This is a genomic window from Thermodesulfobacteriota bacterium, from assembly GCA_040758155.1.
GTDB lineage: Bacteria > Desulfobacterota > Deferrimicrobia > Deferrimicrobiales > Deferrimicrobiaceae > UBA2219.
Map to the genome: position 1 here is coordinate 1 of JBFLWB010000021.1, position 10,953 is coordinate 10,953.

The following is a 10,953-nucleotide window of genomic DNA, read 5'->3' on the forward strand; positions in this document are numbered from 1 at the left end:
AGCCAACCCGAAACCTTCGCCGTGATCGGGTGCTTGATGAACTGCGCGATCGTCGCCGGGAACAGCAGGATCGAGGAGGCGAAGATCGGGGGGATGACGCCCGCCGTGTTCACCTTCAGCGGCAGGTGGGTGCTCTGGCCCCCGTAGATCCGGCGGCCGACGATCCTGCGCGCATACTGTACCGGTATCCTGCGGTGCGCGCGCTCGAAATAGATGATGATCCCGATCACGCCGACCATGAGCGCAAGGATGAACAGCGCGGAGAAGATGTTCATCTCCCCCGTCCGCACCAGGGTGACGGTGCGGACCAGTCCGCTGGGGAACCGGGCGACGATGCCGGTGAAGATGATGAGCGAGATTCCGTTACCGATCCCGCGCTCCGTGATCTGCTCGCCGAGCCACATCAGGAAGGCGGTCCCGGCCGTGAGCGTCAGCACCGTCATGATCCGGAAGCTCCAGCCGGGCTCGTAGACGACCGACCCCGTGGCGCCGGCGCCGACGCTTTCGAGACCGACGGCGATCCCCAGCCCCTGGATGATCGAAAGGACGACCGTCCCGTAGCGCGTGTACTGGGTGATCTTTCTCCGGCCCAGCTCGCCTTCCTTGGAAAGCTTCTCGAGCTGCGGGATGACCACCGTCAGCAGCTGGAGGATGATCGAGGAGCTGATGTAGGGCATGATGCCGAGGGTGAAGATGGAGAAGCGCGCGAGCGCCCCTCCGGAGAACATGTCGATCATCCCGAACAGCGTTCCCGCCTGGCTCTCGAAGACGGACTTCAGCGCCAGGTTGTCGATCCCGGGGGTCGGGACGTGGATCCCGATGCGGTAGACGATGAGCAGGAGCCCGGTGACGAGGATCCGCCGCTTGAGCTCCGGCACGCGGGTGATGTTCTGGAATCCTCCGAGCACGGGCTTCAGACCTCCACGGTTCCGCCGGCAGCCTGGACCTTCTCCACGGCCGCCTTGCTGGCGCGGTCCACTTTCACGGTGAGCTTCCGGTCGACCTCTCCGTCGCCGAGGAGCTTGATCCCCGCGGCGTCGCCTTTCACCAGCCCTTCCGCGCGGAGGGCGCCCGCGTCCACGACCGAGTCGGCCGGGAAGCGGTTCAGATCCTTCACGTTGACGATCGCCCATTCCTTGCGGAAGACGTTGGTGAAGCCGCGTTTCGGCAGGCGGCGCTGCATCGGCATCTGGCCGCCCTCGTAGCCGGGCTTCGTCCCGCCGCCGCTGCGCGCGCGGAGCCCCTTGTGCCCTTTCCCCGCGGTCTTCCCGAGGCCGGACCCCTTGCCGCGCCCGACGCGCTTCCTCTGGCTTTTCGCCCCTTCCGCGGGGCGCAGTTCCGAGAGCTTCATTTCGTATCCCCCACCTCTTCCATGCGGACGAGGAACTTGACCTTCTCGACCATCCCGCGGATCTCCGGGGTGTCCTTGAGGACGACCGCCCGGTGCAGCCGGGTGAGCCCCAGACCCCGAACGACCTTCCGGTGGTATTCCGTCCGGCCGCTCAGCCCCTTCACGAGGGTGACGCGAAGTTCTCCGCTCATGCCGTCGCCTCTTCTTCCTTCGGCCCCCGGATCCCGGCGATCTGCTCGCCGGTCCGGAGCTGCGCGAGCCCCTCGATGGCGGCCTTCACGAGGTTATGCGGGTTGTTGCTCCCCAGCGACTTGGTCAGGACGTTCGTGATCCCGCTGGATTCCACGACGGCCCGGACGCCGCCTCCCGCGATGACGCCGGTACCGGGGGAAGCCGGCCGGATGACCACCTTGCTGGCGCCGAACTCCCCCGTCACCTCGTGGGGGATCGTCCCGTTGACCAGCGGGATCCGGATCAGCGAACGCTTCGCGTTCTGGACGGCCTTCTTTATGGCGTCGGGAACCTCGTTGGCCTTGCCCAGGCCGGTCCCGACGTGGCCGTTGCCGTCGCCGACTACCACCACCGCGCTGAAGGAGAAGCGCCGACCGCCCTTCACGACCTTGGCCACGCGGCTGATGTGAACCACCCGGTCCTTCAGATCGAGACCTTCCGGATTGACTCTTTTCAAACCTTCCTCCCCATGCACTCGCGAGAGTGTGCGTTTTCCGCTAAAACTCGAGCCCGGACTCCCTTGCCCCTTCCGCCAGCGCCTTGATCCGGCCGTGGTAGAGGAACCCGTTCCTGTCGAAAACCACCTGGCGGATGTTCTTTTCCTGCGCCTTCTTCCCGATGAGCTGGCCGACCTTCTTCGCGGCGTCGCTCTTGTCGAGCTCGCCGATCTCGGTCCGGATCTCCGGGGAGAGGGTGGAGGCGGCCAGGATCGTGGACCCGGTGGAGTCCACTACCAGTTGTGCGTATATGTGCTTAGCGCTGCGGAACACCGACAGCCGCGGGCGCTGCTCCGTGCCGAAGATCCGCTTCCGGATCCGGGACTTCCGGTTCTGTCTTGCGATCTCACGCTGATTCTTCTGGCTCATGGCTTTCCGATCCCCGTCGCTTTAGGTTGCGATCTGCCGGTTATTTCCCTGCCGCCTTGCCGACCTTCTTCACCAGGCGCTCGCCGCGGTACCGGATGCCCTTGTTCTTGTAGGCGTCGGGCTTCCGGAGCATGCGCACCCTGGCGGCGGTCTGGCCCAGCAGCTCCTTGTCCATGCCGCTCAGCTTGATGACCGTGTTCGCCTCGACCTCCGCGGTGATCCCCTGCGGAAGCGGGAAGACCACCGGGTGGGAGTATCCGAGCGTCAACTGGAGGTTCCCGGGCTTCGCCTCGGCCTTGTAGCCGACGCCGACGATCTCGAGGGTCCGGCTGAACCCTTCCCCCACGCCCGCCACCATGTTCGCCAGCAGGGTCCGATACATCCCGTAGAGGTTCCTCGCGCCGTCGTCGAGCAGCTTCACCGTGGCCGTCGAGCCCGACACCTCGACCGCCACCTTGTCGGGGATGTGCCGGGAAAGCGACCCCTTCTTCCCGGTCACTTTCAGCTCCCCGCCCTCCACTTCAACCTTCACGCCGGCGGGAATGACCACCGGCTTCTTCCCGATTCTCGACATCGCTTCACTCCTCCGTGGAAAAGGACCCTTCTACCAGACCTCGCAGAGCAGCTCGCCGCCGACGGAAAGCTTCTTCGCCTTCTCCCCGGTCATTACCCCCTTCGAGGTGGACACGATGGCGACGCCGAAGCCGTTCTTGACGGTCGGGATGTCGTCTTTCCCGACGTAGATCCGCCGGCCCGGCCGGCTCATGCGGCGCATCCCCTTGATGGCGTATCCCGCCTCGGGGGTCGACTTGAGGGTGATCTTCAGCCGGCTGACGTTCTGCTCGCTGACGACCCGGTACCCCTTGATGAACCCTTCCTCTTTCAGGATCTGGGCGATGTTCTGGAGGACGCCGCTGGCCGGGATCTCGAGCTGGTCGGACCGGGACATCTGGGCGTTCCGGACGCGCGCCAGGAGATTCGAAATGTGGTCGTTGATCGCCATGACCCCCCCCTACCAGCTCGCCTTGACCACGCCGGGGAGCTCGCCCTTCAGGGCGAGGTCCCGCAGGCAGATCCGGCAGAGCTGGAACTTGCGGTAGAAAGCGCGCGGGCGGCCGCAGCGCGGGCACCGGTTGTATTTCCGGACCTTGAACTTCGGGGTCCGCTTCGCCTTCGCGATGAGCGATTTCTTTGCCAACGTCGGGTCTCCTCTCTACCGCCCGGAATCAGGCCCGGAACGGCATCCCCAGGAGCTTCAGGAGCTCCAGTCCTTCCTCGTCGGTCTTCGCCGTGGTGACGATCGTGATGTTCATCCCGCGGATCTTGTCGATCTTGTCGTAGTTGATCTCGGGAAATATGATCTGCTCCTTCACGCCGAGGGTGTAGTTCCCTCTTCCGTCGAACCCTTTCGGGGAGACCCCCCGGAAGTCGCGGACGCGCGGCAATGCGAGCGCCATGAGCTTGTCGAGGAAGAAGTACATGCGGTCCTTCCGCAGGGTCGCCATCACGCCGATGGGCACCCCCTCGCGCAGCTTGAAGTTCGCAATGCTCTTCCGCGCCTTCGTGACGACGGCTTTCTGCCCCGTGATGACCCCCATCTCCTGGGCGGCCGTGTCGATCACCTTGATGTTCTCGATCGCGTCCCCGAGGCCCATGTTCACGACGACCTTGACGAGCCGGGGCACCTGCATGACGTTCCGGTACCCGAATTTCTCCTTCATCTTGGGAACGATTTCGTTCCTGTAGAGGTCCTGCAGTCTCGGCATTTCCATTTCCCCCCGTCCGCCGGTCATAGGCGGAGGCATTCATTTATTTCTTTTTCGTCTCCAGAACGTCGCCGCACCGCTTGCACGCCCGGTTCCGCTTTCCCGCCCCGTCGACGGAAGTCGAGATCCGGGTGGGCTTGTTGCACTTGTCGCACATGATCATCACGTTCGAGTAGGCCATCGCGGCCTCCTTCTCGACGATGCCGCCCTGCGGGTGGGCCTTTCCGGGCTTGATGTGCCGCTTCACCATGTTGATCTTCTCGACGAAGAGGCGCCCCTTCTCCCGGTCGACCTTGAGGACGCGCCCGACCTTCCCCTTTTCCTTGCCCGTGATCACCTTGACGATGTCGTTTTTCCGGATCTGCACCTTGTTCGCCGCCTCCATCGCGCGCCCCCCGCTCACAGGACTTCCGGCGCCAGTGAGATGATCTTCATGAACTTCCTGGCGCGCAGCTCGCGGGCGACGGGGCCGAAGATGCGGGTGCCCACGGGCTCGCCCTGAGGGTTGATCAGGACGGCGGAGTTCTGGTCGAAGCGAAGATAGCTGCCGTCGGGCCGCCCCACCTCCTTGACGGTCCGGACGACCACCGCCTTGTACACGTCGCCCTTCTTCACCTTGCCGTGGGGGATCGCCTCCTTCACGCTGACGACGATGATGTCCCCCACGTCCGCGTAACGGCGCCTGCTGCCGCCGAGCACCTTGATACAGCAAAGACGCTTCGCGCCGGAGTTGTCGGCGGCGTCCAACATGGTCTGCATCTGGATCATGGCGTTTCCACTCCGCTACGGGATTTTGCCGATTACCGGACGACCGGCCGGTCGATCAGCCGGTTGACTCGCCACCGCTTGTCCTTGCTCAACGGGCGCGTCTCGATGATCTCCACGCGATCGCCGATCTGGTACTCGTTCTTCTCGTCGTGCGCCTTGATGCGGTTCCGGCGCTTCACGTACTTCTGGTACACGGGATGCGGGACGAGCCGCTCGACCTGGACGACGATCGTCTTGTCCATCTTGTCGCTGACGACGACGCCGACCTTCCGCTTCTGGATCCCACGGGTTCCAATCGTATTTTCCGAAGTCATGTCAGTTCGCCTTCCCTTCCGTCTTCGCGTGCAGGAACGTGATCACCCGCGCAAGGTCCTTCCGCCGGTTGCGGATCAGCATCTTGTTGTCGAGGGCGGACGCGCTCCGCTTCATCTTCAGCCGGAAGATCTCGTCCCGGATCTCCCGCTCCTTCTGGCGGAGCTCCTCGGGCGTCAGCTCCCGCGCTTCCTTCTTCTTCATCGCCTCATCCCTCCCTGGCCAGGAATTTCGTCTGGATGGGGAGCTTGTGCTCCGCGAGCCGGAACGCCTCGCGGGCGGTCGCCTCGTCGACGCCCTCGATCTCGTAGAGGACGAGGCCCGGCCGGACGACGCACACCCACTCCTCGGGCGCGCCCTTCCCCTTGCCCATGCGGGTTTCCGCGGGCTTCTTGGTGATCGGCTTGTCGGGGAAGATCCGGATCCATATCTTGCCGCCGCGCTTGACGAACCGGGTCATGGCGACGCGGGCCGCCTCGATCTGCCGGGAGGTGATCCACCCCGCGGTCGCCGCCTTCACCCCGAAGTCGCCGAAGTTCAGCGCGTTCCCCGCATGCGCGGCGCCGCGGCGGCGTCCCTTCATCATCTTTCTGAATTTCACCCTCTTTGGGGCAAGCATCGGTCCCGTTCTCCTATTCGTTGATGGCCGGGGAGGCGGGCGCCTGCGGCAACACCTCTCCCTTGTAGATCCACACCTTCACCCCGATGATCCCGTAGGTGGTGCGGGCCTCCGCGACGCCGTAGTCGATGTCGGCCCGGACGGTGTGCAGGGGCACCCGGCCCTCGCGGTACCATTCCGTCCGCGACATCTCCGCGCCGCCCAGGCGGCCGGACACCTGGATCTTGATCCCCTTGGCACCCAGCTTCATGGAGGAGAGAACCGTCTTCTTCATGGCCCGCCGGAAGGCGATCCGCCGCTCGAGCTGCATCGCCACGTTCTCGGCGGTGAGCTGCGCGTCGGTCTCGGGACGACGGATCTCGATGATGTTGATCGAGAGATCCTTCGTCGTGAACTTCGCGAGGTCCTTCTTGAGGTTCTCGATCTCCGCGCCCTTCTTCCCGATGACGATGCCGGGCCGGGCCGTGGCGATGAGGATGTTGATCCGGTTGCTGCGCCGCTCGATCTCGATGGAGGAAACCCCGGCGTGGTTCAGCCGCCCCTTGACGTACTTCCGGATGCGCAGGTCCTCCTGCAGCCGGGAGGCGTACTCCTTCTCGGAGTACCACCGGGACCGCCAACTCCGGATGATCCCAAGCCGAAAACCGTATGGATTCGTCTTCTGTCCCAATTCAGCGCCTCCCGCTCAGGCCTCGTCGACGACGATCGTGATGTGGCTCGTCCGCCTCTTGTATTTGTGCGCCCGCCCCATCGGCGCGGGACGGAACCTTCTCTGGGAAGCCCCGCAGTTCACGTAGGCGCTCTTGACGTACAGCGTGTCCAGGTCGATCTGGCCCGTCTGCCCCGCGTTCGCGACGGCCGAGTCGAGGACCTTCTTCACGGTGACTGCGGAGGCCTTCTTCGCCAGGGAGAGGATCGTCCGGGCGTCGGCGATCTTCTTCCCGCGGATCAGGTCGACCACCAGGCGCGCCTTGCGGGGGGAGACGCGCATGAATTTCGCGGTAGCGGATGCTTCCATCCCAGCTCTCCTTCTCTCGAAGCTCTTACTTCTTGACCTTGGCCTTGCGGTCGCCCGAGTGCCCGTGGAACGTCCGCGTGGGGGAAAATTCGCCCATCTTGTGCCCCACCATGTTTTCCGTGACGAAGACCGGCATGAACTTCCGGCCGTTGTGAACGGCGAACGTGTATCCCACCATCTCGGGGGTGATGGTCGACCGGCGAGACCATGTCTTGATGACCTTCTTGTCGCCGGTTGCCGCGGCCTTGGCCAGCTTCCTCGCCAGGCCCTCTTCCACGTACGGTCCCTTCTTGACGGATCGCGCCACGTCCTTGCCCCTTTTCCTTTATTTCCCGCGCCGCTTGACGATGTACCTGTCGGTGGCGGGGTTCTTCCGGGTCCGGTATCCCTTGGTCGGCTTCCCCCACGGCGTGCACGGGTGCCGGCCGCCGGAGGAGCGTCCCTCGCCGCCGCCCAGGGGGTGGTCGACCGGGTTCATCGCGACGCCGCGCACGGTCGGCCGGATCCCCTTCCAGCGGCTGCGCCCGGCCTTCCCGAGGGACGCCTTCTCGTGCTCCATGTTCCCGACCTGCCCGATCGTGGCCATGCACTCCATGAACACCAGCCGAACCTCGCCGGAGGCGAGCCGCAGGTGCGCGTACTTCCCTTCCTTGGCCAGGATCTGCACGACCGCGCCGGCGGAGCGGGCGATCTGCCCGCCCTTGCCGACCTTCAGCTCCACGTTGTGGACGAGCGTGCCCACCGGTATGTTCCTGATCTGCAGCGCATTGCCCGGCTTGATGTCCGCCCCTGCGCCCGACATGACAGTGTCGCCGACGGACAGGCCCGTGGGCGCCAAAATGTACCGCTTCTCGCCGTCAGCGTAGTTGAGCAGCGCGATGCGGGCGGACCGGTTCGGGTCGTACTCGAGCGCCGCGACCTTCGCGGGGATGTCGTGCTTGTCGCGCTTGAAGTCGATGATCCGGTACTTCCTCTTGTGGCCGCCGCCGCGGTGCCACGCCGTGATCTCGCCGAGGTTGTTCCTGCCGCCCGTGCCCGAAAGGCTTTCCGTGAGGGCGCGCTCGGGCTTCTTCTTCGTAAGCTCCCCGGTGGTGACGACCGACATGCCCCTGCGCCCGGGTGAGGTCGGCTTGTAATTACGGATGCCCATCGGTCATACTCCTTCGAAAAATTCGATCTTGTCGCCCTCTTTCAGGGTGACGACCGCCTTTTTCCAGCCGGGGCGAAGCCCGACGGTCCGCCCGCGGCGTTTCGCCTTCCCCGCGACGTTCATCGTGCGAACGTCGACGACCTTGACCTTGAAGCTCTTCTCGACCGCGTCCCGGACCTCTTTCTTGTTGGCCCGGGAATCCACCGCGAACAGCACGCAGTTCGACACGCCCTTGAGGAGGGTGGATTTCTCGGTGATGAGGGGCCGCTTTATGACGTCGGAGATGTTCATTTCCCGAGCACCTCGGTGATTTTCTCGAGCGCGTCGCGCGTCAGGACGAGCTGGTCGTAGGAGAGCACGTCGTACACGTTGAGCGCCTTGACCGGGAGCGTCTTGAACTCCCGCAGGTTCCTCATCCCGAGGGCGAGGTTCTCCGGGGCGCCGTCCACGACGAGGAGCGCGCTGGTGAGTCCCAGGGCGGAGGCGACCTTCAGGAACTCCTTGGTTTTGGGCGCCGGCAGGGAGAGATCGTCCACGAGCACGATCCGGTTCTCCTGCGCCTTGGAGGTCAGCGCGCCGCAGAGGGCCGCCTTCATTTCCTTCCGGTTCACCTTAAAGTCGTACTTGCGGGGATGAGGGCCGAATACGGTGCCGCCGCCGCGCAGAAGCGGAGAGCGGGAGGTTCCCATCCGCGCCCGGCCGGTCCCCTTCTGGCGGAACGGCTTCTTCCCGCCGCCGGAGACGTCCTTTCGGGTCTTGGTGTCGTGCGTTCCCGCGCGGCGGGCTGCAAGCTGGGCGACGACGACGTGTTGCAGCAGGTGGGGCTTCACCTCGACGCCGAACACGCTGTCGGGGAGCTCCGCCGAGCCGGCCGCCTTTCGCTCCTTGTCCACGATTTCCACGGTAGCCATTTCTTTAGCTCCTCACGGGCCCTTGGTTGCCCTGCTTCTTGACGGCCCGGCGGACGAAGACCAGGCTGTTCTTCGCGCCGGGAACCGCGCCCCGGACGAGAAGGAGGTTCTTCTCCGGCTGGACGCCCACGACGCGGAGATTGAGGATGGTCACCCGCTCGTTCCCGTAGTGCCCCCCCATCTTCATGTTCTTGATGACGCGGGAGGGGTAGGCGGATGCGCCGATCGAGCCGGGCGCCCTGTGGAACATGGAACCGTGGGTGGCGCGGCCGCCGCGGAAACTCCACCGCTTCACGACGCCCGCGAATCCGCGCCCCTTCGTGTGGCCCATCACGTCGACCACGTCGCCTTCCTTGAAGATGTCGACCTTGATCTCGGCCCCGATGTCGATGGGATCGCTCCCCTCGAGCCGGATCTCCTGCAGCGCCCGGAAGGTCCCCTTGCCGGACTTCTGGAAGTGCCCCAGCATGGGCTTGTCCACCTTCTGGGCCTTCGTCTGCTGGAATCCGATCTGCACGGCCTCGTAACCGTCGGTCTTCGCGGTCTTGCGCTGGATCACGGTGCAAGGGCCCGCCTCGATCACGGTGACGGGGACGGCCTTCCCTTCCGTATCGAACAGCTGGGTCATGCCCAGTTTCTTGCCAAGTATTCCGGTTGTCATCTTCGGCACCTGCTTCCGTTCTCGGTCGTTTTCGTCCGTCCGCTACAGCTTGATCTCCACTTCCACGCCCGCAGGCAGGTCGAGCTTCATCAGCGCGTCGATCGTCGCCCCGGGGGGTTCATGGATGTCGAGAAGCCTCTTGTGCGTGCGGATCTCGAACTGCTCGCGGCTCTTCTTGTCGACGTGCGGCGAGCGGTTCACCGTGAACCTCTGGATTTGAGTCGGAAGGGGGATCGGTCCCGCGACCTTCGCTCCCGTCTGCCGGGCCTTCTCCACGATCTCGCTCGTGGCCTTGTCCAGCAGCTTGTAATCGAATGCCTTCAAGCGGATCCGTATCTTCTGGTGCTCGATCGCCACGTCGCTGCCCCCCTTCTTCGCCTTTACTCCGTGATTTCCGCGACGACGCCGGCGCCGACGGTCCGGCCGCCCTCGCGGATCGCGAACCGCAGCTCCTTCTCCATCGCCACCGGGGTGATCAGCTCCACCGACATCTGGATGTTGTCCCCCGGCATCACCATCTCCACGCCCTCCGGCAACGTACCCACTCCCGTCACGTCCGTCGTCCGGAAATAAAACTGCGGACGGTACCCGTTGAAGAACGGCGTGTGACGACCGCCCTCCTCCTTCGTCAATATGTACGCCGACGCCTTGAACTTCTTGTGCGGAGTGATCGAGCCCGGCTTCGCCAACACCTGCACGCGCTCCACGTCGTCTTTCTTCGTCCCGCGAAGCAAAACGCCGATGTTGTCGCCCGCCTGACCCTGGTCCAGCAGCTTCCGGAACATCTCCACGCCCGTCGCAACCGTCTTCTGCGTGTCCCGCAAACCGATGATCTCCACCTCGTCGCCGACCTTCACGATCCCGCGCTCCACGCGGCCCGTCACCACCGTCCCGCGACCCGAAATCGAAAACACGTCCTCGATCGCCATCAGGAACGGCTTGTCCACCGCGCGCTCCGGAGTCGGAATGTACGAATCCACCGCCGCCATCAGCTCGTGAACGCACTTGCAGTTCGGGCACTCGTCCTTCCCGCAGCCGCACGCCAACGCCTTCGTCGCGGCACCCCGGATGATCGGAGTCTTGTCGCCGGGAAATTCGTACTTGGTCAACAGCTCCCGGACCTCCAGCTCCACCAGGTCCAACAGCTCCGGATCGTCCACCATGTCCACCTTGTTCATGAACACCACGATGTACGGAACGCCGACCTGACGCGCCAAAAGGATGTGCTCCCGCGTCTGAGGCATCGGACCGTCCGCCGCCGAAACCAGAAGGACCGCGCCGTCCATCTGCGCCGCGCCCG

General features: G+C 64.7%; 23 protein-coding genes. All 23 read right to left on the minus strand.

Features of this window, described 5'->3' with window-relative positions; all coding sequences use genetic code 11:
* Positions 1-908 (minus strand): preprotein translocase subunit SecY (gene secY / locus AB1346_01520; GenBank protein MEW6719109.1); only part of this gene is annotated, 908 nt, incomplete at its 3' end.
* 5 nt (positions 909-913) lie between these two features.
* A complete protein-coding gene (gene rplO / locus AB1346_01525) occupies positions 914-1,351 on the minus strand; it encodes a 50S ribosomal protein L15 (GenBank protein ID MEW6719110.1) in 438 nt (145 codons plus the stop codon).
* Complete coding sequence (gene rpmD, locus AB1346_01530) at positions 1,348-1,542, minus strand: 50S ribosomal protein L30 (protein ID MEW6719111.1); 195 nt, start codon at positions 1,540-1,542, stop codon at positions 1,348-1,350. The genes rplO and rpmD overlap by 4 nt, the downstream gene beginning before the upstream one ends.
* On the minus strand, positions 1,539-2,039 hold the full coding sequence (gene rpsE, locus AB1346_01535; GenBank protein ID MEW6719112.1) for a 30S ribosomal protein S5: 501 nt from the start codon (positions 2,037-2,039) through the stop codon (positions 1,539-1,541). The genes rpmD and rpsE overlap by 4 nt, the downstream gene beginning before the upstream one ends.
* 40 nt (positions 2,040-2,079) lie before the next feature.
* On the minus strand, positions 2,080-2,448 hold the full coding sequence (gene rplR / locus AB1346_01540) for a 50S ribosomal protein L18 (GenBank protein MEW6719113.1): 369 nt from the start codon (positions 2,446-2,448) through the stop codon (positions 2,080-2,082).
* Positions 2,449-2,488: 40 nt separating this feature from the next.
* A complete protein-coding gene (gene rplF, locus AB1346_01545; protein MEW6719114.1) occupies positions 2,489-3,022 on the minus strand; it encodes a 50S ribosomal protein L6 in 534 nt (177 codons plus the stop codon).
* A gap of 30 nt (positions 3,023-3,052) precedes the next feature.
* On the minus strand, positions 3,053-3,451 hold the full coding sequence (gene rpsH / locus AB1346_01550) for a 30S ribosomal protein S8 (GenBank protein ID MEW6719115.1): 399 nt from the start codon (positions 3,449-3,451) through the stop codon (positions 3,053-3,055).
* Positions 3,452-3,460: 9 nt separating this feature from the next.
* Complete coding sequence (locus AB1346_01555) at positions 3,461-3,646, minus strand: type Z 30S ribosomal protein S14 (protein ID MEW6719116.1); 186 nt, start codon at positions 3,644-3,646, stop codon at positions 3,461-3,463.
* Between the two features lie 28 nt (positions 3,647-3,674).
* Positions 3,675-4,214 carry a 50S ribosomal protein L5 gene (gene rplE, locus AB1346_01560; protein MEW6719117.1) on the minus strand — a complete coding sequence of 180 codons (540 nt, stop codon included), beginning with the start codon at positions 4,212-4,214 and terminating at the stop codon, positions 3,675-3,677.
* A gap of 43 nt (positions 4,215-4,257) precedes the next feature.
* Positions 4,258-4,599, minus strand: coding sequence for a 50S ribosomal protein L24 (rplX, locus tag AB1346_01565; protein MEW6719118.1), 342 nt, complete (start codon positions 4,597-4,599; stop codon positions 4,258-4,260).
* Between the two features lie 14 nt (positions 4,600-4,613).
* A complete protein-coding gene (gene rplN / locus AB1346_01570) occupies positions 4,614-4,982 on the minus strand; it encodes a 50S ribosomal protein L14 (GenBank protein ID MEW6719119.1) in 369 nt (122 codons plus the stop codon).
* Positions 4,983-5,014: 32 nt separating this feature from the next.
* Positions 5,015-5,278, minus strand: a complete 264-nt coding sequence (gene rpsQ, locus AB1346_01575; GenBank protein MEW6719120.1) for a 30S ribosomal protein S17 — start codon at positions 5,276-5,278, stop codon at positions 5,015-5,017.
* A 19-nt stretch (positions 5,279-5,297) separates the two neighbouring features.
* Positions 5,298-5,498: a 50S ribosomal protein L29 gene (gene rpmC, locus AB1346_01580; protein MEW6719121.1), complete on the minus strand. Its 201-nt coding sequence runs from the start codon at positions 5,496-5,498 to the stop codon at positions 5,298-5,300.
* Positions 5,499-5,502: 4 nt separating this feature from the next.
* Positions 5,503-5,913, minus strand: a complete 411-nt coding sequence (rplP, locus tag AB1346_01585; protein ID MEW6719122.1) for a 50S ribosomal protein L16 — start codon at positions 5,911-5,913, stop codon at positions 5,503-5,505.
* Positions 5,914-5,926: 13 nt separating this feature from the next.
* Positions 5,927-6,583 (minus strand): 30S ribosomal protein S3, encoded by a 657-nt coding sequence (gene rpsC / locus AB1346_01590; GenBank protein MEW6719123.1) that lies wholly within the window; start codon positions 6,581-6,583, stop codon positions 5,927-5,929.
* A 15-nt stretch (positions 6,584-6,598) separates the two neighbouring features.
* On the minus strand, positions 6,599-6,931 hold the full coding sequence (gene rplV / locus AB1346_01595) for a 50S ribosomal protein L22 (GenBank protein MEW6719124.1): 333 nt from the start codon (positions 6,929-6,931) through the stop codon (positions 6,599-6,601).
* 25 nt (positions 6,932-6,956) lie between these two features.
* Positions 6,957-7,238, minus strand: a complete 282-nt coding sequence (gene rpsS / locus AB1346_01600; protein ID MEW6719125.1) for a 30S ribosomal protein S19 — start codon at positions 7,236-7,238, stop codon at positions 6,957-6,959.
* An 18-nt stretch (positions 7,239-7,256) separates the two neighbouring features.
* Positions 7,257-8,081 (minus strand): 50S ribosomal protein L2, encoded by an 825-nt coding sequence (rplB, locus tag AB1346_01605; GenBank protein MEW6719126.1) that lies wholly within the window; start codon positions 8,079-8,081, stop codon positions 7,257-7,259.
* 3 nt (positions 8,082-8,084) lie between these two features.
* Positions 8,085-8,372: a 50S ribosomal protein L23 gene (locus AB1346_01610; protein MEW6719127.1), complete on the minus strand. Its 288-nt coding sequence runs from the start codon at positions 8,370-8,372 to the stop codon at positions 8,085-8,087.
* The gene (gene rplD / locus AB1346_01615; protein MEW6719128.1) at positions 8,369-8,992 is read right to left on the minus strand and encodes a 50S ribosomal protein L4; all 624 of its coding nucleotides are present in this window, start codon (positions 8,990-8,992) and stop codon (positions 8,369-8,371) included. The genes AB1346_01610 and rplD overlap by 4 nt, the downstream gene beginning before the upstream one ends.
* Before the next feature lie 4 nt (positions 8,993-8,996).
* The gene (gene rplC, locus AB1346_01620) at positions 8,997-9,653 is read right to left on the minus strand and encodes a 50S ribosomal protein L3 (protein ID MEW6719129.1); all 657 of its coding nucleotides are present in this window, start codon (positions 9,651-9,653) and stop codon (positions 8,997-8,999) included.
* A gap of 42 nt (positions 9,654-9,695) precedes the next feature.
* Complete coding sequence (rpsJ, locus tag AB1346_01625) at positions 9,696-10,004, minus strand: 30S ribosomal protein S10 (GenBank protein MEW6719130.1); 309 nt, start codon at positions 10,002-10,004, stop codon at positions 9,696-9,698.
* Between the two features lie 29 nt (positions 10,005-10,033).
* The coding region (gene tuf, locus AB1346_01630) for an elongation factor Tu (GenBank protein MEW6719131.1) at positions 10,034-10,953 on the minus strand (920 nt) is incomplete at its 5' end.